General features: G+C 46.5%; 16 protein-coding genes. 9 read left to right on the forward strand and 7 right to left on the reverse strand.

Annotated features, from left to right (window positions below; genetic code table 11):
• Nucleotides 1-3: 3 nt before the first annotated feature.
• Nucleotides 4-684, reverse strand: coding sequence for an HAD family hydrolase (locus ACH3Y6_RS11595; protein ID WP_490835774.1), 681 nt, complete (start codon nucleotides 682-684; stop codon nucleotides 4-6).
• A 90-nt stretch (nucleotides 685-774) separates the two neighbouring features.
• On the opposite strand from ACH3Y6_RS11595, the gene ACH3Y6_RS11600 reads away from it, so the two are divergent.
• Nucleotides 775-2688: a beta-N-acetylhexosaminidase gene (locus ACH3Y6_RS11600; protein WP_490835775.1), complete on the forward strand. Its 1914-nt coding sequence runs from the start codon at nucleotides 775-777 to the stop codon at nucleotides 2686-2688.
• 157 nt (nucleotides 2689-2845) lie between these two features.
• Nucleotides 2846-4780: a T9SS type B sorting domain-containing protein gene (locus tag ACH3Y6_RS11605; RefSeq protein WP_490835776.1), complete on the forward strand. Its 1935-nt coding sequence runs from the start codon at nucleotides 2846-2848 to the stop codon at nucleotides 4778-4780.
• 55 nt (nucleotides 4781-4835) lie between these two features.
• Here the strand turns inward: ACH3Y6_RS11605 and bioB are convergent, their stop codons facing one another.
• Together bioB and ACH3Y6_RS11615 are read right to left on the reverse strand one after the other, a co-directional pair.
• Nucleotides 4836-5834 (reverse strand): biotin synthase BioB, encoded by a 999-nt coding sequence (bioB, locus tag ACH3Y6_RS11610; protein WP_490835777.1) that lies wholly within the window; start codon nucleotides 5832-5834, stop codon nucleotides 4836-4838.
• Between the two features lie 74 nt (nucleotides 5835-5908).
• Entirely contained in the window at nucleotides 5909-6955 is a 1047-nt protein-coding gene (locus ACH3Y6_RS11615) for an RluA family pseudouridine synthase (RefSeq protein ID WP_490835778.1), read from the reverse strand.
• Between the two features lie 87 nt (nucleotides 6956-7042).
• Between ACH3Y6_RS11615 and lipB the strand changes: the two genes are divergently transcribed.
• The gene (gene lipB, locus ACH3Y6_RS11620) at nucleotides 7043-7759 is read left to right on the forward strand and encodes a lipoyl(octanoyl) transferase LipB (protein ID WP_490835779.1); all 717 of its coding nucleotides are present in this window, start codon (nucleotides 7043-7045) and stop codon (nucleotides 7757-7759) included.
• 22 nt (nucleotides 7760-7781) lie between these two features.
• Here lipB and ACH3Y6_RS11625 read toward each other — a convergent pair whose 3' ends face one another.
• Nucleotides 7782-8945: a hypothetical protein gene (locus ACH3Y6_RS11625; RefSeq protein WP_490835780.1), complete on the reverse strand. Its 1164-nt coding sequence runs from the start codon at nucleotides 8943-8945 to the stop codon at nucleotides 7782-7784.
• 26 nt (nucleotides 8946-8971) lie between these two features.
• Nucleotides 8972-9865, reverse strand: a complete 894-nt coding sequence (locus ACH3Y6_RS11630) for a 1-aminocyclopropane-1-carboxylate deaminase/D-cysteine desulfhydrase (protein WP_490835781.1) — start codon at nucleotides 9863-9865, stop codon at nucleotides 8972-8974.
• Nucleotides 9866-9913: 48 nt separating this feature from the next.
• Here ACH3Y6_RS11630 and ACH3Y6_RS11635 point away from each other — a divergent pair, with 48 nt between their 5' ends.
• Nucleotides 9914-10816, forward strand: a complete 903-nt coding sequence (locus ACH3Y6_RS11635; RefSeq protein ID WP_490835782.1) for a glycosyltransferase family protein — start codon at nucleotides 9914-9916, stop codon at nucleotides 10814-10816.
• 139 nt (nucleotides 10817-10955) lie between these two features.
• On the opposite strand, the gene ACH3Y6_RS11640 is transcribed toward ACH3Y6_RS11635, so the two are convergent.
• Together ACH3Y6_RS11640 and ACH3Y6_RS11645 are read right to left on the reverse strand one after the other, a co-directional pair.
• On the reverse strand, nucleotides 10956-12044 hold the full coding sequence (locus ACH3Y6_RS11640; protein WP_490835783.1) for a S1C family serine protease: 1089 nt from the start codon (nucleotides 12042-12044) through the stop codon (nucleotides 10956-10958).
• A gap of 24 nt (nucleotides 12045-12068) precedes the next feature.
• On the reverse strand, nucleotides 12069-12635 hold the full coding sequence (locus ACH3Y6_RS11645; RefSeq protein WP_490835784.1) for an RNA polymerase sigma factor: 567 nt from the start codon (nucleotides 12633-12635) through the stop codon (nucleotides 12069-12071).
• A gap of 146 nt (nucleotides 12636-12781) precedes the next feature.
• On the opposite strand from ACH3Y6_RS11645, the gene ACH3Y6_RS11650 reads away from it, so the two are divergent.
• From ACH3Y6_RS11650 to ACH3Y6_RS11670, 5 genes are all read left to right on the forward strand, one after another.
• Nucleotides 12782-12958, forward strand: coding sequence for a hypothetical protein (locus ACH3Y6_RS11650; RefSeq protein WP_490835785.1), 177 nt, complete (start codon nucleotides 12782-12784; stop codon nucleotides 12956-12958).
• A 447-nt stretch (nucleotides 12959-13405) separates the two neighbouring features.
• The gene (locus ACH3Y6_RS11655) at nucleotides 13406-14302 is read left to right on the forward strand and encodes a prephenate dehydratase (protein WP_490835786.1); all 897 of its coding nucleotides are present in this window, start codon (nucleotides 13406-13408) and stop codon (nucleotides 14300-14302) included.
• A gap of 3 nt (nucleotides 14303-14305) precedes the next feature.
• Nucleotides 14306-15466 carry a pyridoxal phosphate-dependent aminotransferase gene (locus ACH3Y6_RS11660; RefSeq protein WP_490835787.1) on the forward strand — a complete coding sequence of 387 codons (1161 nt, stop codon included), beginning with the start codon at nucleotides 14306-14308 and terminating at the stop codon, nucleotides 15464-15466.
• 35 nt (nucleotides 15467-15501) lie between these two features.
• Nucleotides 15502-16341 (forward strand): prephenate dehydrogenase, encoded by an 840-nt coding sequence (locus ACH3Y6_RS11665; RefSeq protein WP_490835788.1) that lies wholly within the window; start codon nucleotides 15502-15504, stop codon nucleotides 16339-16341.
• 139 nt (nucleotides 16342-16480) lie between these two features.
• Complete coding sequence (locus ACH3Y6_RS11670; RefSeq protein ID WP_490835789.1) at nucleotides 16481-18193, forward strand: DEAD/DEAH box helicase; 1713 nt, start codon at nucleotides 16481-16483, stop codon at nucleotides 18191-18193.
• The last annotated feature ends 1 nt before the right edge of the window (nucleotide 18194 follow it).

An 18194-nucleotide genomic window follows, 5' to 3' on the forward strand; every position in this document is an offset into this window, starting at 1 on the left:
GCCTTATCCAACGGCACTAAAGACCGTTCCGTTGGGTGTGGTAAAAGTTCTTTGATGGATACGGATCTCCGAAAAATTGCTGATCACATCCTTGGCACCGTGAAGACAAAGGTCCTGTCGGGCCCAGTTTTTACCGATACCAATACTGTGCATACCTGCATTTTGAGCAGACTGGATACCACTGATGGCATCTTCGAATACAAGACAATCGCCGGGATCCAGTCCCATTTTGCTGCTCATGGCCAGGTAGGGTTCAGGATCGGGTTTGCCTTTGCTGACATCCTGTGCTGTTACAAAATGAGTGAACCGGTCATGAAGATCCAGCTGTGTGATCATGTTCAGCATTCGGGAATGATGTGAACTGGTAACAAGGCCAACGGGTAATGAATATTCCCCGAGTTGCCTGATAAAATCTGTCACCCCGGCTACGGCTTTTGGTGCAATGCTCAAATCGAATTGGTAGGCGGCTTCCCGGATTTCCTGGTGCCGTTCTTCGGAAAGATGCCCGAAGAGTCCGGCGAGTGTATCACCCACTTTCCTGCCGTGTATCCAGGTCCGGATGGCGGTATCGGTAAGTTCAATGGCTTCCTGGTCAGTAATGCTTTTCCAGAAGCTTTCAATGGCTGGGTTGGAATCTACGATCACACCGTCAAGGTCGAATAAGATGGCGCGTATGGGATGCATAGTAGTCTGATAAGGATGAATAGGAACTTAAAAATATTTATTTGAACCCATTTTTTACTTTTTATATTAATACTTTTCAAAATTTTCTGCATGAAAAAAACATTAACGATCTGCTGCCTGTTCTTTTGCCTGGCAGTTACTGCCCAGTCTGCAAAAAAGAAGATTGCCATTATTCCAGAACCGGTTTCGGTTAAGCAGGGTGAAGGCGTTTTTAAACTGCCTGCCAATCTTCGCATTGAAGCACCTTCGAATCCCGGATTGGTACAGGTGTTGGCTACGCTGAAAAAACATTTTTCGACTACGGCTGGTAGTTCTTATACCGTGAGTAATCAATTACCAGGTGCTGATATTAGGCTTGTGTTGAATAAGACAGAAGACAAATCCATCGGTAAGGAAGGATACCAGCTGTCTGTTACCACCAAAAACATAGTGATCAAAGCCAATGAATCTGCCGGTTTGTTTTATGGTGTACAAACATTGCTCCAATTATTTCCGAAAGAGATTGAAAGTGCTACAAAAGTAGCGGGTGTAAAATGGGAGGCCCCGGTAGTAGAGATCACTGATGTACCTCGTTTTGGCTGGAGGGGTCTTATGTTCGATGTGGCCCGTCACTTCTTTACCAAAGCGGAAGTGAAGCAGTTCATTGATGACATGGTGCGCTATAAATATAACCTGCTGCACCTGCATCTGACCGATGACGAAGGCTGGAGATTAGAAATCAAAGGACTGCCAAAACTTACGGAACTGGGTGCCTGGAACGTGAAGAAAGTAGGCTATTTCGGTACTTTCAGTAAGCCAACACCTGATGAACCCAAAGATTTTGGCGGGTTTTATACACAAGATGATATCAAAGAACTGGTGCAATATGCCAGGGAACGATTTGTGAATATTCTCCCGGAAATCGATGTGCCGGGTCATAGTCTTGCTGCTGTGGTATCTTACCCCGAACTGTCCTGCACACCAGAAGCCAATACCTACCAGGTTCGTTCAGGTGAGGAGATCATGGACTGGTCGCACGGTAATCCGCCTACAGCACTGGTAGATAACACCCTTTGCCCGGCCAATGAAAAAGTATATGAGTTTCTGGATAAGGTAATGACACAGGTGGCTCAGCTGTTCCCCTTTGAGTATATCCATGTAGGTGGCGATGAGTGTCCGAAAAATTTCTGGGAAAAATCTGATGCTGTTAAAGAACTCATGAAACGGGAGGGACTTACGCATATGGAAGAAGTGCAAAGCTATTTTGAGAAGCGATTGGAAAAGATCGTATCCTCCAAAGGAAAGAAATTTCTTGGCTGGGATGAGATACTGGAGGGTGGCCTTGCCCCCGGGGCAGCTGTCATGAGCTGGCAGGGTATGAAAGGCGGTATCAAAGCAGCACAAATGAAACATGAGGTAGTGATGAGTCCGACCACGTATGCCTACCTGGATTATATGCAGGGTGATCCCATTGTGGAGCCACGTATTTATGCTTCGCTCCGTTTAAACAAAACCTATGAGTTTGAACCACTGCCTGAAGAAGTGGATCCCAAGTACATCTTAGGAGGGCAGGCGAATTTATGGACCGAGCAGGTGTATAACATGCGCCACCAGCAATACATGACCTGGCCGCGAGCATTCGCTATTTCTGAAATCTTATGGTCACCCAAAGAAAAAAAGAACTGGGAGCATTTCTTCGGTAAAGTAGAGCAGCATTTTCAGCGTTATGATGTGGCTGATAAAAAATACGCCCCCAGTGTATACGATCCCAGCTTTGAAGCCAGTCTTACCAGTGATGGTAAACTGAAGATTGAACTGGGTAAAGAAGTAGCATCACTGGATATTCATTACAGCTTTGATAACAGTTTTCCCGATAATCATTATCCTGTGTACAGTTCTGCACTGACCCCACCCAAAGATGCGGTTATGCTGAAAGTGGTTACTTATCAGGATGGAAAACAAAAGGGACGCATCATTGCGATGCCTTTGTCGGAGCTGCGGGCCAGGGCTGAGAAGAAAAAATAAAGAATAGATCCTGATAAAAAAGGGTTGCTGTATTACAGCAACCCTTTTTTATGACCTGCCGCTTGCTACTGTAAAATCCGACAGGTATTTATTCGTATTTTTAAGCGGATAATCATTTTTAGTTTTCGCTTGTTCGTGCGGGGTCAGGAATCACATCATGAAAAAAAAGCTGTTCCATCTTTTATTGTTCTGTATCTGCAGTTCTCAGGTGAAAGCGCAACTCTGTAACGGCAGTTTGGGTGATCCTGTAGTGAATGTGACTTTTGGCTCCGATGCAACACCCAGAGGTCCGCTGAAAGCAGGGGTTACCAATCTCAATTATACTACCAGTACCTGTCCCAACGATGGGTATTACACCCTCACCAATGCTTCTTTTGGTTGTTTTGGCAATACCTGGCATCTGATGGTGGGAGATCATACCGGTGATGTGGGGGGCAGGTTCATGTTAGTGAATGCCTCACCCGATCCCAGTGAGTTTTATGTAGATACAGTAAGTGGTTTATGTACCAATACTACTTTTGAATTTGCCACCTGGGTGGCCAATGTATTAAAACCATCTTCCTGTGGGGGAGCTGGTGTAAAACCCAATCTCACTTTCCGTATTGAAACCACCACAGGGATTTTACTAAAGAAATTTGATACCGGTGATATTCCATTTGAAAACCAGAAGATATGGAAGCAGTATGGTACTTTTTTTAAAACACCGCCCGGTATCAACACCGTTGTATTAAGGATCACCAATAATTCACCCGGCGGGTCTCAATGTGGCAATGACCTGGCATTGGATGATATCACTTTCCGGCCCTGTGGTCCCAACATCACATCCAGCGTAAATGGTACCATGCAGTCAGTGGTGGATCTATGTGAGAACCAGCAGGCCGATGTATTGTTTACTACCAGTTATCCTGCTGAATACGCCCAGCCATTGGTTCAGTGGCAAATGAGTCTGGATTCCGGTAAAACCTGGAAAGATATTGCCGGAGAAACCTCACTTAGTTTTACCCGGAAAGCAACCGGAGGTGGTATGTATTATTATCGGGCGGTAATGGCGGAATCGGTTAACTTCAGTGTATTGTCCTGCCGTATTGCTTCGAATGTGACCGTAGTGAATGTAAATCCATTGCCTCCTTTGGGAACAAACCCCAAACAGGTAGGCTGTATTGGTGCGGACTTCCGGCTGGATGCGGTTGATGGGTCTGCTTTTACCTATCAATGGTCGGGTCCTAACGGTTTTACTTCACAGGTAAGAAACCCGTTTATCTATAACGTTACGGAAAAAGATTCAGGATGGTATACGGTTCTGGTTAAAACAGAACCCGGCTGTGCCCGTATTGATTCATTTCACATTACGGTATTTCCTGGGGTGAAAGCCACGGTTAGTGCGGGTGTAGATATCTGTGAAGGGTTCAGCACCCTTTTGTCGGCTTCAGGAGGTATATCTTACCGGTGGTCGCCTGTTAGCGGATTATCTGATAGTGCATCGGCCAGTCCTCTGGCTTCGCCCTTAGATACGACTGTGTATAAGGTAGTGGTGTCTAATCAATATGGATGCAAGGATTCAGGTTATGTCCGGGTAGGCGTGTTCAAACGTTTGATCGTGAATGCGGGGCCCGATAAAGCCATTTTTGAAGGAGATACGGTAACCCTTAACGGAACGATATCAGGTACGCCACTGGATATTTACTGGACGCCTTCCAGCAATATCCGGAATGGTAATACGGTAACCCCGGTTGTGAATCCGGTAGATAATACTACCTATACCTTATCTGCTGTTTCCGGTTCGGGTTGCCCGGTTGAAACGGATGCGACTTTTGTACGGGTATATAAGAAACTGCAGATACCGAATGTTTTTTCTCCCAATGGTGATGGGATCAATGATACCTGGATCATCCGGAATATGGACACCTATCCTTTGGCTGTCCTGAAAGTATTCAGCAGGGATGGACAGGTGGTATTTGAAACAAAAACAGGTGGCAGGGAGTGGGATGGTACCTATCGTGGTAATCCCTTGCCCCTTGCCACCTATTATTATGTAATTGATCTGAATACAGGCCAACCGCCGGTTTCGGGCTGGGTGATGATTATCCGGTAATATTTATCGAACAACCATTCAGTCCGGAAGCTGCTTTGTATAAACAAAAGTTTCTTTATACTTCTGCTACTTCGCGCAGATATTGTTTTTCTTCTTTAAAAGCTTTTCGGGGCGTTAATCCCAATAACTGGAACATGGCATTATCCGCTTCAAATCCCGGATTAGCCGTAGTTAATAATTTTTCTCCTGCAAAAATAGAATTGGCTCCTGCCATAAAACAGAGTGACTGTTCTGCTACACTCATATCATTCCGTCCGGCGCTCAAACGTACCATGGTCTTTGGCATGAGTATTCTTGCAGTGGCGATCATACGGACCATATCCCAGATATCTACTTTGGTATTGTTCTCCAGTGGGGTACCTGCAACGGGAACCAATGCATTGATAGGTACACTTTCGGGGTGCTCGGGCATGGTGGCCAGTGTATGCAGCATTTTGATCCGGTCTTCATGTGTTTCTCCCAGTCCGATGATACCTCCACAACAAACGGTTACGCCCGCTTTGCGCACATTGTCGAGTGTTTGCAAACGATCATCATAAGTGCGGGTGGTGATAATATCTCCGTAATGTTCCTTGCTGGTGTCTAGATTGTGGTTATAAGCGTATAGACCTGCATCTGCCAGTTTTTGTGCCTGGTATTCGGTAAGCATGCCCAGGGTGCAGCAAACTTCCATACCCATTTCATTCACGCCTTTTACCATATCCAGTACACGGTCAAAATCCCGGTTATCCCTCACTTCTCTCCAGGCTGCGCCCATACAGAACCGGGTGCTGCCGGCTTCTTTGGCTTTCTGTGCATAGCTAAGCACTTCCTCTTTCTGCATCAGGGCCTGTACCTCAACGCCAGTATTGTAACGGGCCGCTTGAGGGCAGTAGGCACAGTCTTCACTGCAGCCACCTGTTTTTATACTTAATAAGGTGCAAACCTGCACTTCAGCCGTATCGTTATAGGTTCTGTGTAGTGTGGCAGCCCGGTAAATCAATTCCAGCAAAGCAGTATTGTACACGTCTTTGATTTCAGCGAGTGTCCAGTTGTTTCGGATATCAGTAGGCATGGAATAAAAAATTTTATAGGCAAATATAAGAGGGTATCTGATACCCTGATAGCTGATATTATCTGTGGATGAACTTATTCGTTTCTGTGACTGATGTAGTTTCTCCATTTTTCGATCACACCCTGCATATCTTCCGGCAGGGGAGATTCGAACAGCATTTCTTTCTGTGTAACAGGGTGAATGAACCCCAGTGTTCTTGCATGCAATGCACAGCGCGGACAGATCTCAAAGCAATTGTCTACAAACTGTTTATACTTGGTGTAAATGGTGCCCTTCAGAATTTTATCGCCACCATACTCCCAGTCATTAAAAAGTGTATGCCCGATATGTTTCATGTGAACACGGATCTGGTGAGTACGGCCGGTTTCCAGTACGCATTCCACCAGGGTCACATAGTTGAAACGTTCCAGGACTTTGTAATGAGTGATGGCATGTTTACCGGTTTCTCCTTCCGGGTATACGTCAAACATTTTTCGATGTTGCCGGTGGCGGGCAATATGGCCGGTAATAGTGCCTTCGTCCTCTTCCATATCTCCCCATACCAAAGCCACATATCTGCGTTTTACGGTATGCTGAAAGAACTGTTTGGCCAGGTGCGCCGCTGCCTCAGGTTTCTTGGCAAGTACGATGAGGCCTGTTGTGTTCTTATCTATCCGGTGTACGAGACCGAACCTGGGTAAAATGTCTTCGTCAATACCCGGATTCTGCTGCTCAAGGTGATAAGCGACGCCATTCAATAAAGTACCACTGAAATTACCCACACCCGGATGCACCACCATATTGGCGGGTTTGTTGATCACCATCAGGGTATCGTCTTCGTAAACGATATTCAGCGGAATGTTTTCTTTTTTTAAAACAGTATGTTCAGGGTTAATCAGACTTAGTAACAGGATCTCATCTCCCGGTTTGATCTTATAATTGCTTTTGACGGTTTTGCCGTTCACTGTTACGAATCCGGCTTCAATACCGTTCTGCACTTTGTTGCGACTGGCACCTTCTATATGCATCTGCAGCCATTTGTCAATGCGCAGGGGTTCCTGTCCTTTATCAATGGTGAAGGTTTTACGTTCGTAGAGCGATTCCGATGTTTCTTCCGGTAAATTGTCTAGTTCATCCAACATGCGGCAAAAATAAAGGATTGGGGGCAGACGGGGTGTTTTGCCCGGTCTGCAGGATATCCTGGCCCAAATTCTTCTTACTTTTGTTATATGCAACAGGAAGTATTGTTCCTGGACCTGGGCCGTCGGCCACATTACAAAGAGGTCTGGGACTACCAGGAAAGTTTATTGAAAGAGAATACCGACCGCAAAGCCCTTTTGCGATCTGCAGACCTGTCGGGATTGACGCATTTATTGCCAACGGAGCATCGACTGTTGTTTGTGGAACATGAGCCTGTGTACACGCTTGGAAAAAACGGGAAAGAGGAACATGTACTTATCAGTGACGAGGACCGGGAACGGAAAAATATTGAATATTTTCATATCAATCGTGGGGGCGATATCACTTTTCATGGCCCGGGGCAATTAGTGGGGTACCCGATCCTTGACCTGGAAAAATTCAAAACAGATCTGGGCTGGTACCTGCGCAGTCTGGAAGAAGTGATCATCCTTACCATGGCCGAATATGGGCTTACAGGTGATCGGAGTCCCGGGGAAACCGGTGTCTGGATCGATCCTGATACTAAGGGAAAAGAAAGAAAGATCTGTGCCATGGGCATCAAGTGCAGCCGCTGGATTACCATGCATGGCTTTGCATTTAATGTGAATACGGATCTGGATTATTTTGGACATATCGTTCCCTGTGGCATTGAGAACAAACAGGTGACATCCCTGCAAAAGGAGCTGGGCAGGGAAATCCCTTTTGATGAAGTGAAACAAAAAGTAAAAAGGAATTTTGAAAAAGTATTCCAGGTTCACTTGGTGTAGCCTGGCCATGCAGGATAGATTCCTATTTGGGTAGGAAAAATTTGTTCTTTTCTTTCAGCTGATCATCTTCGAATAGCTCAAAATAGAACCAGCCTGAGTGTATGAAATCGGTTTTGTCCAGAACCAGTTCGGGCTCTTTTACGGTTTTGATGCGGAATAGTTCTGAGCCATCCTCCTCATAAAAGATTACCTGGTATTTGTGTTGTTTTACCAGCGGTAGTAAAATGGTCACATATCCTTTATTATTGGTGAATACATAATCAGAGGGCTTCCATACATACTTCGGGAGATAAGCGTGAATTTTTACGTGTTCATTGTCTATCACATACAGGGTGTCTTTGGTCTGGGTAGAGACGGAATCCCTGAAGAGCCGGTATTGTGCAGGTTCCAGCATTTGTAACAGACTGTCGTTTCGGTAAACGAATACCAGTTTTTTTGCTGGCTCAATATAAGGCCTCAGTTGAATGTGATAGGCATCTGCTATATAGAGCGTGTCTTTGGTTTTGTACCTGATGGAGTCTTTGAATTTCCGGTATGCTTTTGCATCCAGTTCTGCCAGGAGTTGCTGGTATTGGTAAATAAAATACAGCTCTTTTTGGGCCGGTATCCATTCCACAGCTTTTTCATTCAATCGCCGTAAAGCGTCGTTGGTCCGGCTATTGATGGAATCCTTGAAGTGTTGATACGCTTTTTTGTCCAGTTGAAACAACAATGTTTTTTTCAGGTAGATGCTGGTAAGGTCTTTCGGTGTAACCTTTCCGGGAGGGATTATTTTAAGCGATGTTTCTTTAGCAGGTGCATCGGCAGACGGGACTGTCACAGCCGGTTTTGCGGGTAATTGTGTTTCCATGGGAATGGCCCGGGTAAAGAAATACGCCCCACTTTCCATCGCATAGAAGATCCGGTAATAATTCTTGACGCCGGGTATTGGCCTGTTGTCCACATATCCATTGGATGCCAGTTCGGGTGATTGTGAGGAGAAAATGGTCCGGAAATTCTTACTGCTGTCCTGCGAACGCTGAATGGCCAGCTGCACGCAGTTGCGGTAGGGATTGTTCCAGCTGATCTGGATCTTTCCTTTGGTCAGTTCTTTCACCGAAAAATCGGGAAGTAGTCCTTGTGCGCAGACAGGGAACACTGCCAGTAGCGCAGCAATAACGAAAATGGAACGGAGAATCGGCCTCATGGGTAGCAAATATAAAAGCAGATCACTTAAGAAAATGGTAATGTGCCGGCAGGAAGCGAAGCATTTCCCTGTAATCCGCCACTGTGGATCAGCAGGAGCCTGCTTCCGGCAGGAAAGTACTGATGGGCCAGTAAATTTTTTACTGCGAAAAGCAGTTTCGATGTGTATACAATATCGGTAGGTAACTGCTCCTGTACCCAGGTCTCTTGCATGAACCGGATCAGGTTCTGGGGATGTTTGGCATACCCACCGAAATGAAAATCCTGTTCAATGCTAAATGAGGCCAGTTCACCTCCCGAAGGTAGCAGGGACCGTACTTCCTGTTCCAGTCCGAAATGATTCTTCAAAACGCTGATCCCGACCAATTGCTGGTGAGTCAGAGCGGCCTGTACCAGTCCGGCCAGCATGGTGCCGGTGCCCACGGCGCAGATGATATGAGAATAGCTGCTGGTATCTGTAACCGACAGGATATCTGCAGCTCCTTTGGCACCCAAACTGCCGAAACCGCCTTCCCGAACCCAGTAAATGCTGCTGTCGACAGTTGCTGCCATGATGGCTTCAGTATTCCGGAACAATTCTCTTGATACAAACTCCAGCCTCATGCCGTAATCCATGGCATTGCGCAGGGTGGGAGACAGGGGGGTAGTTTCCTCGCCCCGGATATACCCAATACTGGCCAGACCCGACTCCCTTGCTGCAAAAGCCGTGGCCACGATATGGTTGGAATAAGCCCCACCAAAACTGGCAAGTGTTCGGTAATTACCTGCCAGGGCTTCTGCCAGGTAATACTTCAGTTTAAACCATTTATTACCCGACACAACCGGATGTAAAAGGTCAAGCCGCAGAATATCTGTTTGGGTATCACCAACCGAGAAATGGGGCAATGGCTGAACCTTGATATTTTGTAATTTTGCATACATTTTAAACAACAGGTCATTAATTTGACAATACAATCTTAACCATTCTACATGAAACCGACCCTTGTGATTTTAGCTGCCGGAATGGCCAGCCGTTATGGAAGTATGAAGCAGATTCAGTCTTTCGGTCCCTCTGGTGAAACGATTATGGATTATTCAATCTACGATGCCATCCGTGCAGGTTTTGGCAAAATCGTTTTTATCATCCGCGAAGAGTTTGCGGATAATTTCAAAGCCATATTCGAACCCAAATTGAATGGTCGTATAGCCACCGATTATGTATACCAGCATCTGAATGCATTCACCGGTGGCAGAACCATACCTGCAGAAAGATCCAAACCCTGGGGTACGGCGCATGCGGTGCTTTGTTGTAAGGGTAAAGTGAATGAGCCCTTTGCCGTGATCAATGCCGATGATTATTACGGCCGGGATGCTTTTGTAAAAGCGTATCAGTTCCTCACTACCCAATGTAATGAGCATACCTACTGTATCATTGGTTACGAATTGAAGAATACCCTGAGCGACAACGGCAGCGTTAGCCGTGGTGTATGTGATATTGATGCGGATAATAACCTTACCGATATCAACGAGCGTACCAGTATTTTCAGGGGCGAGAATGATAAGATCACCTATCAGGATGAAACCGGATTGCACGAAGTGTCAGAAGACAGCCTTGTCAGCATGAACTATCTCTGTTTTGCCCCAGGTTTTATCGATCTCTGCGAGACACAGTTTCACGAATTTCTCGATAAACACATGAACGAACCCAAAGCGGAATTCTTCATCCCTACCGCCACCAAACATTATATTCAATCAGGCAAGGGAGTGGTTAAAGTGATCCCCACTTCTGCCAAGTGGTTTGGTGTAACGTATAAGGAAGATGCACCCGGTGTGCAGGCCAGCATCAATGCACTGGTGGCTTCCGGGGAATACCCCACTTCTTTGTGGGCGTAACTATTGAAGAGCCTGATTTCATTAGAAAGCGGAGAATATACCTGTATCTCCGCTTTCTCTTTTTATGATATGGCAGTGTCAGGCAGGACAAAAAAATAGCCCGCATGGGCGGGCTATTAGAAACCAAAATCAATTGTAATTATTTTTTAAAGGCTTTCACGTAAAAGACAGATTCTTCCAAACGGGTGATCTGTTGTTTACGGTTCACCCCTTTTAGGGTAGAACGGGTAGGTAATTTGATCTTAGCTACATTGGTATCAGTAGCTTTCAGCTCATCCACCATGCGGTAAATATTCTTCGATTTAACAGCGAAGGCAACCCCTTCAGCCTCTGCCTGGCGGGTACTTAAAATACCGATCACTTCACCGTTACTGTTGAATACGGGGCCTCCGGAATTACCCGGGTTGGCACTGATCTGTAACTGATAAGTCAGAGAATCGCTGTTATAGCCACTTCTGGCACTCAGGTAACCCTCTCCGTAAACAATGTCATTTCTGGGATAACCCAGGGTAAAAATCTCTTCTCCCAGATCAGAACTATTCTTGCGGATGGTATAGGGCAGCGATTTCTGCGGACTATATTCCTGGTCGTTGATCTTGATGATGGCCAGGTCCCTGTCTGTGTCGATATGGGCAATGGTAGCATTGAATTCCTGTCCTTTGCTGTTCACCACTACAGCTCCGGAACCTTTCAGTACGTGTGCGTTGGTGATAATATATCCTTTCGGGTCAATCAGGAAGCCGGAGCCACCGCTGATCAGCCTGGCATTTTCCGGTATCTTGCTTTTTACTTCATTGATAAGGGTGCCCTGGTATTGCTGGTTCTTTTTAATGACTTCGATGGCTTTACTCAGCTGTTCTATCTGGTTGCCATTAACAACGGGTGAAAAATAGATGGCCAGGCCACTGATCACAAGCGCAATCACGCCGCCCACCGATGCTGCAATAGCGGTTACTCTTTTGTATTTGTTCCAGAGCTGGATCACTTTCCCCTTGGTGGTCAGTTCTCCACCTTCATTAATATCGCCGCGCTCCAGTAATTTGGTATGAGAAGCCTGTAAGCTTGCCCGCAGGTTGCGGTGCAGTGCATAAATATCCATCTGGTGCAGGAACATACCATGTTCTACCACCATCTGGTCTATTTCCGGGGTATTTTTCCGGAGGGTCTCGAAATAGTCACGCTCAGTGGCTTCCATGTCGCCGTGGAGGTAACGTTCGATTGCTTCCATAAGTAAAATGTCGTCCATCATAACTTAATCTCCGATATTATACTGCGAGAAGAACAATTTCTTCAGGCGCATCAAACATTTGTATTTCTGGTTCTTGGCATTGTCGGCATTGGTATAGCCAAACTCGGCCGCCAATTCCTGCATTCCCATTTTCTTCAGGTAATATCCTTCCAATAAACTCTTACAAGGTTCCCCCAGACTATTCAGTGCCCGATCCATGATCGCAAATTCTGCATTGCGTTTTTCATGTATTTCCAGATCCTCTTCTACGGGTACGGTTTCTTCCAGGTTATCTATCCGGTTGGCATATCTCCCCAACTGTTGCAACCGCTTTAACCACAAACGCCGGCAGATGGAGTACACATAGGTCTTGATCTGGCAGGTTAGCACGAATGATTCGCTTTGCGCCTTTTCGTACAGGGCGATCATGGCTTCCTGGAAAATATCCCTTGCGTCGTCGTATGAACCATTGTTCTGCAGAATAAAAGCCTGTACCATCGAAAAATTGTCCCGGTAAATAGTCTCGATGGCCTTAGAGTCGTTCAGTGCCAGTCCCTTCAGTAATGCTTGTTCGGTAGTATCGGCTTTCACTATCTGTACATTTAATACGGTAGAGGGGGTAAAAGTAACCCAAAATAGGCCTAAAATAATTTTTTTGAAAAAACCGGTTACCCCGGGTTACCTTTTATCACATCCCGGTATTAATTAGAAATTCACTCACAACAAAACAAACAAACATGAAAAAGCTGTTATTCGTACTGGCTCTGGGCGCTTTCGCTGCCTGTAACTCTGGTGAAAACCAAACTCCTGCTGCTGACAGTGTAAAAACTGACACCGCTGCTGTAGCTCCTGTTGACACTGCTGCTCACGCTGCTGACACAACTCACGCTGCCGCTGACACTACCAAGAAGTAATTTTCGGTAAAGCTACGTGTGTAAGATCTGAAGTGACTTAGCTTGCCGGTCAGAACAGCTTTCAAACTTTTTTTCATATGGCAAGCAATCGTTAGAGGGCGCTCCGTTTCCACGGAGGGCCTTTTTTATTTGTCTTTATGCAAGTCAATGATGGCCGGTCCTGATTGAGCTACAGATCATCCTTGTACACTCTAACTAAGGTTTGTTAGTATAATATTTTTTGATAAATCTTGTTTTTGAATACAATCTGTACTTATATTTGACATAACATGAACAACATCACTGCAAATACTTTCTTTTTCTTCTTTTATTACTTCTTTAAACAAAGGAGCCGGGTAGTATTTGCCAAAGCATAAAAAGCGAAACAAATTAAGATACGATCCCGGCTCAACAGGCCGGGATCATTTTTTTTCCGGCATCGCCGGAAAACTGAAACAGGATCTGTTTATGACGATACACACGAAACAAAATAATGTAGCCCCCAAAACCTCTTCTCAGGAGAACCTGCAGGCAGCAGGCATCTGTATCCAGGGCTATGAAGGAAGTTTTCACCAGGTGGCTGCCCGTTCCTTTTTTGGCAAACAGGTGGAAGTGATTGCCTGCGCCACTTTTCGTGACCTTATCCGGATCTCTTCCGATAAAAAGCAATCGGCGGGCGGCATCATGGCCATCGAGAACTCGATTGCCGGAAGTATCCTTCCCAACTATAACCTTCTGCAAAAAAGCAAACTGAAAGTAATCGGGGAAGTCTATCTCTCCATCAGCCAGAACCTGATGGTGAATAAAGGTGTGAAACTGGAAGATATCCGCGAAGTGCATAGTCACCCTATGGCCATTTTGCAGTGTCTCGATTACCTCGAGAAACACGATTGGAAACTGGTGGAAACAGAAGATACCGCACTCAGTGCCAAACATATCCACCAGAAACACAGCAAACATGCGGCAGCCATTGCCAGTAAACTGGCCGCGGAATTATATGATATGGATGTGATCGCCCCCAATATTCATACCCTGAAAAATAATGTGACCCGTTTCCTGGTGCTGCAAAGAGAGAACGAAGTGAAGGAAATTCCGGATGCGGACAAAGCTTCCCTCTATTTCCAGACCAACCATTCCAAAGGGATACTGGCGCAGGTGCTGACACAGATCGCAAAAGGAGGCATCAACCTAAGTAAACTGCAGAGCATGCCGATACCGGGAAGCAATTTCAAATATGGTTTTTATGCAGACCTGGAGTTCGAATCAAGAAAACAGTTCGATGCAGTGCTGGCATCCATCGAGTCGCTGACCAACAGCGTAAAAATATTCGGCATCTACCAAAAAGGAAAAGTTGTAAAAGGATAATATATGACAGTAGCTACTTCAAAAAGGCTGGAAGGCATTGGCGAATACTATTTTTCGCAGAAACTGCGCGAAATAGAGCAGCTGAACAAGCAGGGTAAGAACATCATCAACCTGGGTATCGGCAGTCCCGACCTTCCCCCGCACCCGGATGTGATCAAAGTATTGGAGCAAGAGGCCGAAAAGCCCAATACCCATGCTTACCAGAGCTACAAGGGATCACCCGTATTGCGCAAAGCCATTGCTGACTGGTACGCTACCTGGTACGGCGTTACCCTGGACCCCGACACGGAAGTATTGCCACTGATCGGCAGTAAAGAAGGTATCATGCATATCTGCATGACCTACCTGAACGAAGGGGATGAAGCCCTGATACCCAACCCCGGTTACCCCACCTACAGCAGTGCCGTAAAACTGGCAGGCGGTAAGGCGGTACCCTATGAAATGAAAGAAGAGAATAACTGGGAACCCGATTTTGCAGCACTGGAGAAAACAGACCTCAGCAAAGTGAAGCTGTTATGGGTCAACTACCCCCATATGCCCACCGGTCAGTTGCCTACCGGGTCTTTATTCAAAAAGATCGTGGCTTTTGGTAAGAAACACAACATATTGGTTTGTCACGATAACCCTTATAGTTTCATCCTGAATCCCACACCCATGAGCTTGCTGTCAGTAGATGGCGCCAAAGAGGTGGTGATCGAACTCAACTCACTAAGTAAAAGCCAGAACATGGCCGGATGGAGGATCGGAATGATCTGCGCGGCTAAAGAAAGGGTAGAGGAGATCCTCCGTTTTAAGAGTAATATGGATAGCGGCATGTTCCTGCCCCTGCAACTGGCTGCGGCCAAAGCGCTGGGATTGGGGAAAGACTGGTACGATGATATCAATGCCATATATACCGAACGCCGGAAAAAGGTATTTGAACTGCTGAGCCTTCTGGACTGTGAATTTTCCAGGAACCAAGTAGGGCTGTTTGTCTGGGCAAAGATCTCGTCGCGGTACGGCAGCGGTTATGAGCTGAGTGATGAAGTGCTTTATCAGGCCAATGTATTCATTACCCCCGGAGGCATTTTTGGAACTGCCGGAGATGGCTATATCCGGGTGAGTCTCTGCGGAAGCATTGAAAGATTCGAGGAAGCGATACAAAGGATCCGCCAAAGCCGTTGACCATTCCCATTACTAATGACTAATTACTCATTATCATGACAATAAGTATAATCGGTGTCGGTTTGATCGGTGGCTCAATGGCCCTGACACTGAAGGAAAAAGGGTTCGCCACCAAAGTGATTGGCGTGGATGCCAATCCCGAACATGCACAGAAAGCGCTTGCGCTGGGACTGGTGGATGAGGTGAAAGAATTACACGCTGCTGTGCAGGAATCCGGTCTCGTGATATTGGCTACCCCCATTAATGCCGCAGAAGCTTTGCTGCCACTGGTTTTACAAATGGTGGATCAACAGGTGGTTATGGATGTGGGTTCCACCAAAAAAACGATCTGTGAAGCGGCGGTGCAAAGTCCGAAACGCGGACGTTTTGTGGCCACCCACCCTATGTGGGGAACCGAATATAGCGGACCAGAAGCAGCTGTTAAAAATGCTTTTGAGAAAAAAGCCACGGTGATCTGCAACAAGGAAGACAGCGACGCTAATGCAGTAGCACTGGTGGAAAGATTATACGGATTGCTGGGGATGCATATTGTATACATGAATGCGGAAGACCATGATGTGCATGTGGCCTATGTGAGTCATATCTCCCATATCACTTCTTTTGCCCTGGCCAATACGGTACTGGAGAAAGAGCGGGAAGAAGATGCCATTTTTGAACTTGCCAGTGGTGGTTTTGAGAGTACGGTGCGTTTGGCCAAAAGTAATCCGGCCATGTGGGTGCCCATATTTATGCAGAATAAAGACAATGTGTTGGACGTACTGAATGAGCATATTGCGCAGTTACGCAAGTTCAAATCCTGCCTGGAGAAGGAGAATTACGAATACCTGGCAGAATTGATAGAAAAGGCGAACGGGATCCGGCGGATCCTGAAATGACAACGGATCAGCAGATGGATGGGAAGGAAGTACAGGTGTGCGACGCAACAGAAGCTGAAATCCGCACTGGTGTTGGGTTTCAAACAAAAAAGGGTAAAGAGGTATATAAAAAGTACCTTTGCACCAAATTTTTTATTACATGACGACATTTGAAGCGTTGGGAATTGATGCTAGATTGATTCAGGCAACGGATGAGTTGGGGTATGTGAACCCGACCGCAATACAAGAACAGGCAATCCCCGTATTGCTGAGCGGCACCAAGGACTTTATAGGCCTGGCGCAAACGGGAACCGGCAAAACAGCGGCATTTGGGTTGCCTTTGCTGCATATTATTGATGCTGCGGCAAAATATCCGCAGGCGTTGGTGGTTTGTCCCACAAGGGAACTCTGCCTGCAGATCGTAAAGGAAATAGAGCTCTTTAAAAAATACATGACTGGGGTATCGGTAGTGGCTGTGTATGGTGGTGCTTCTATCGGATTACAGATCCGCGACCTGAAAAGGGGCGTACAGATCGTGGTGGCAACACCGGGCCGTCTGATCGACCTGATCGAGCGGAAAGCGATCAACCTGGAGCAGATCAGGTATGTGGTACTGGATGAAGCAGATGAAATGCTGAACATGGGTTTCCAGGATGATATCGAATTCATTCTCAAGAATACTCCGGCCAGGGAAAGTACCTGGTTATTCAGTGCTACCATGCCGCCTGAGATCCGTAAAGTGAGCAAGAAATACATGAGCGAACCCAAAGAGGTAACTGTGGGTAAGGTGAATACGACCAACAAAAGTATCGATCACCAGTATTATGTTACCACGGCACAGCACCGTTATGAAACGCTGAAAAGGATCATCGACTTTAACCCGGGTATCTATGGGATCATTTTTACCCGCACCAAGATCGATGCACAGGAGATCTCTGAAAGATTGACAAGGGAAGGATACGATATCGACGCCCTGCATGGCGACCTGACACAACAGCAGCGTGACCGTGTAATGGGCCAGTTCCGCGATAAAAGCCTGCAGTTGCTGATCGCAACCGATGTGGCGGCCCGCGGAATTGATGTGGCAGGCATCACCCATGTGATCAACTACGAATTGCCGGATGATGTGGAAGTGTATACACACAGAAGTGGTCGTACCGGTCGTGCAGGTAACCAGGGGATCTGTATCTCTATCGTACATGCGAAAGAGATGTATAAGTTCAAACAGATCGAGCGGATCAACAATTCGCAGTTTCACAAGCTGGACATACCCAGTGGCAAAGATGTATGCCGCAAACAGTTCTTCCATTTCATGGATAAGTTACTGTCGGCCGATATCAGCCACGGCAATTATGAAACCTATGTTCCCATGCTGGCAGAGAAATTTGCCGATGTGAGCAAAGAAGATGTGCTGAAGCGTGTGGCAGCTATGGAGTTCGATCGTTTCTTGAAATACTACGAGAACGCCGAAGACCTGAACCTGCGCAGTCGCGACCGTAAGGAGCCCGGCAACAGGGAAGATTTTGGCAGGAGAAGAGACGACAGGAACATGGGCAGGGGAGATGGCCGTAAGGAATATGCAAGGGGCGGCGGTTACAGCCGTTTGTTTGTGAACCTGGGAACCAAAGATGGTTTCTTCAAAGCCAGTTTCCTGCAGTTCATCCTGGATATGAGCGACCTGAAAAAAGACGTGCTGGGCAAGATCGATATGAAGGATATGAACAGCTGGATCGAGATCGATCGCGGAGCGGCGCAGCAGATGATCCGTTCTTTGGACGGTAAAAGCTACAAAGGCAGAAGGATCCGTATGAATGATGCGGATAGTGGTGGTCCGGCTGGTTTTTCCAGGAAACCCAGAAGAGGCGAAGGGTAAT

The organism is Sediminibacterium sp. FW305-C-269 (assembly GCF_058231045.1).

What these genes read in the sequence shown, in the direction of transcription:
- ACH3Y6_RS11605 (WP_490835776.1), top strand. Translation starts at nt 2,846, where the DNA reads ATGAAAAAAAAGCTGTTCCATCTTTTATTGTTCTGTATCTGCAGTTCT.
- ACH3Y6_RS11660 (WP_490835787.1), top strand. Translation starts at nt 14,306, where the DNA reads ATGACAGTAGCTACTTCAAAAAGGCTGGAAGGCATTGGCGAATACTAT.
- ACH3Y6_RS11650 (WP_490835785.1), top strand. Translation starts at nt 12,782, where the DNA reads ATGAAAAAGCTGTTATTCGTACTGGCTCTGGGCGCTTTCGCTGCCTGT.
- ACH3Y6_RS11615 (WP_490835778.1), bottom strand. Translation starts at nt 6,955, where the DNA reads ATGTTGGATGAACTAGACAATTTACCGGAAGAAACATCGGAATCGCTC.
- ACH3Y6_RS11630 (WP_490835781.1), bottom strand. Translation starts at nt 9,865, where the DNA reads ATGTATGCAAAATTACAAAATATCAAGGTTCAGCCATTGCCCCATTTC.
- ACH3Y6_RS11665 (WP_490835788.1), top strand. Translation starts at nt 15,502, where the DNA reads ATGACAATAAGTATAATCGGTGTCGGTTTGATCGGTGGCTCAATGGCC.
- ACH3Y6_RS11655 (WP_490835786.1), top strand. Translation starts at nt 13,406, where the DNA reads ATGACGATACACACGAAACAAAATAATGTAGCCCCCAAAACCTCTTCT.
- ACH3Y6_RS11600 (WP_490835775.1), top strand. Translation starts at nt 775, where the DNA reads ATGAAAAAAACATTAACGATCTGCTGCCTGTTCTTTTGCCTGGCAGTT.
- ACH3Y6_RS11670 (WP_490835789.1), top strand. Translation starts at nt 16,481, where the DNA reads ATGACGACATTTGAAGCGTTGGGAATTGATGCTAGATTGATTCAGGCA.
- ACH3Y6_RS11625 (WP_490835780.1), bottom strand. Translation starts at nt 8,945, where the DNA reads ATGAGGCCGATTCTCCGTTCCATTTTCGTTATTGCTGCGCTACTGGCA.
- bioB (WP_490835777.1), bottom strand. Translation starts at nt 5,834, where the DNA reads ATGCCTACTGATATCCGAAACAACTGGACACTCGCTGAAATCAAAGAC.
- ACH3Y6_RS11635 (WP_490835782.1), top strand. Translation starts at nt 9,914, where the DNA reads ATGAAACCGACCCTTGTGATTTTAGCTGCCGGAATGGCCAGCCGTTAT.
- ACH3Y6_RS11595 (WP_490835774.1), bottom strand. Translation starts at nt 684, where the DNA reads ATGCATCCCATACGCGCCATCTTATTCGACCTTGACGGTGTGATCGTA.
- lipB (WP_490835779.1), top strand. Translation starts at nt 7,043, where the DNA reads ATGCAACAGGAAGTATTGTTCCTGGACCTGGGCCGTCGGCCACATTAC.
- ACH3Y6_RS11640 (WP_490835783.1), bottom strand. Translation starts at nt 12,044, where the DNA reads ATGGAAGCAATCGAACGTTACCTCCACGGCGACATGGAAGCCACTGAG.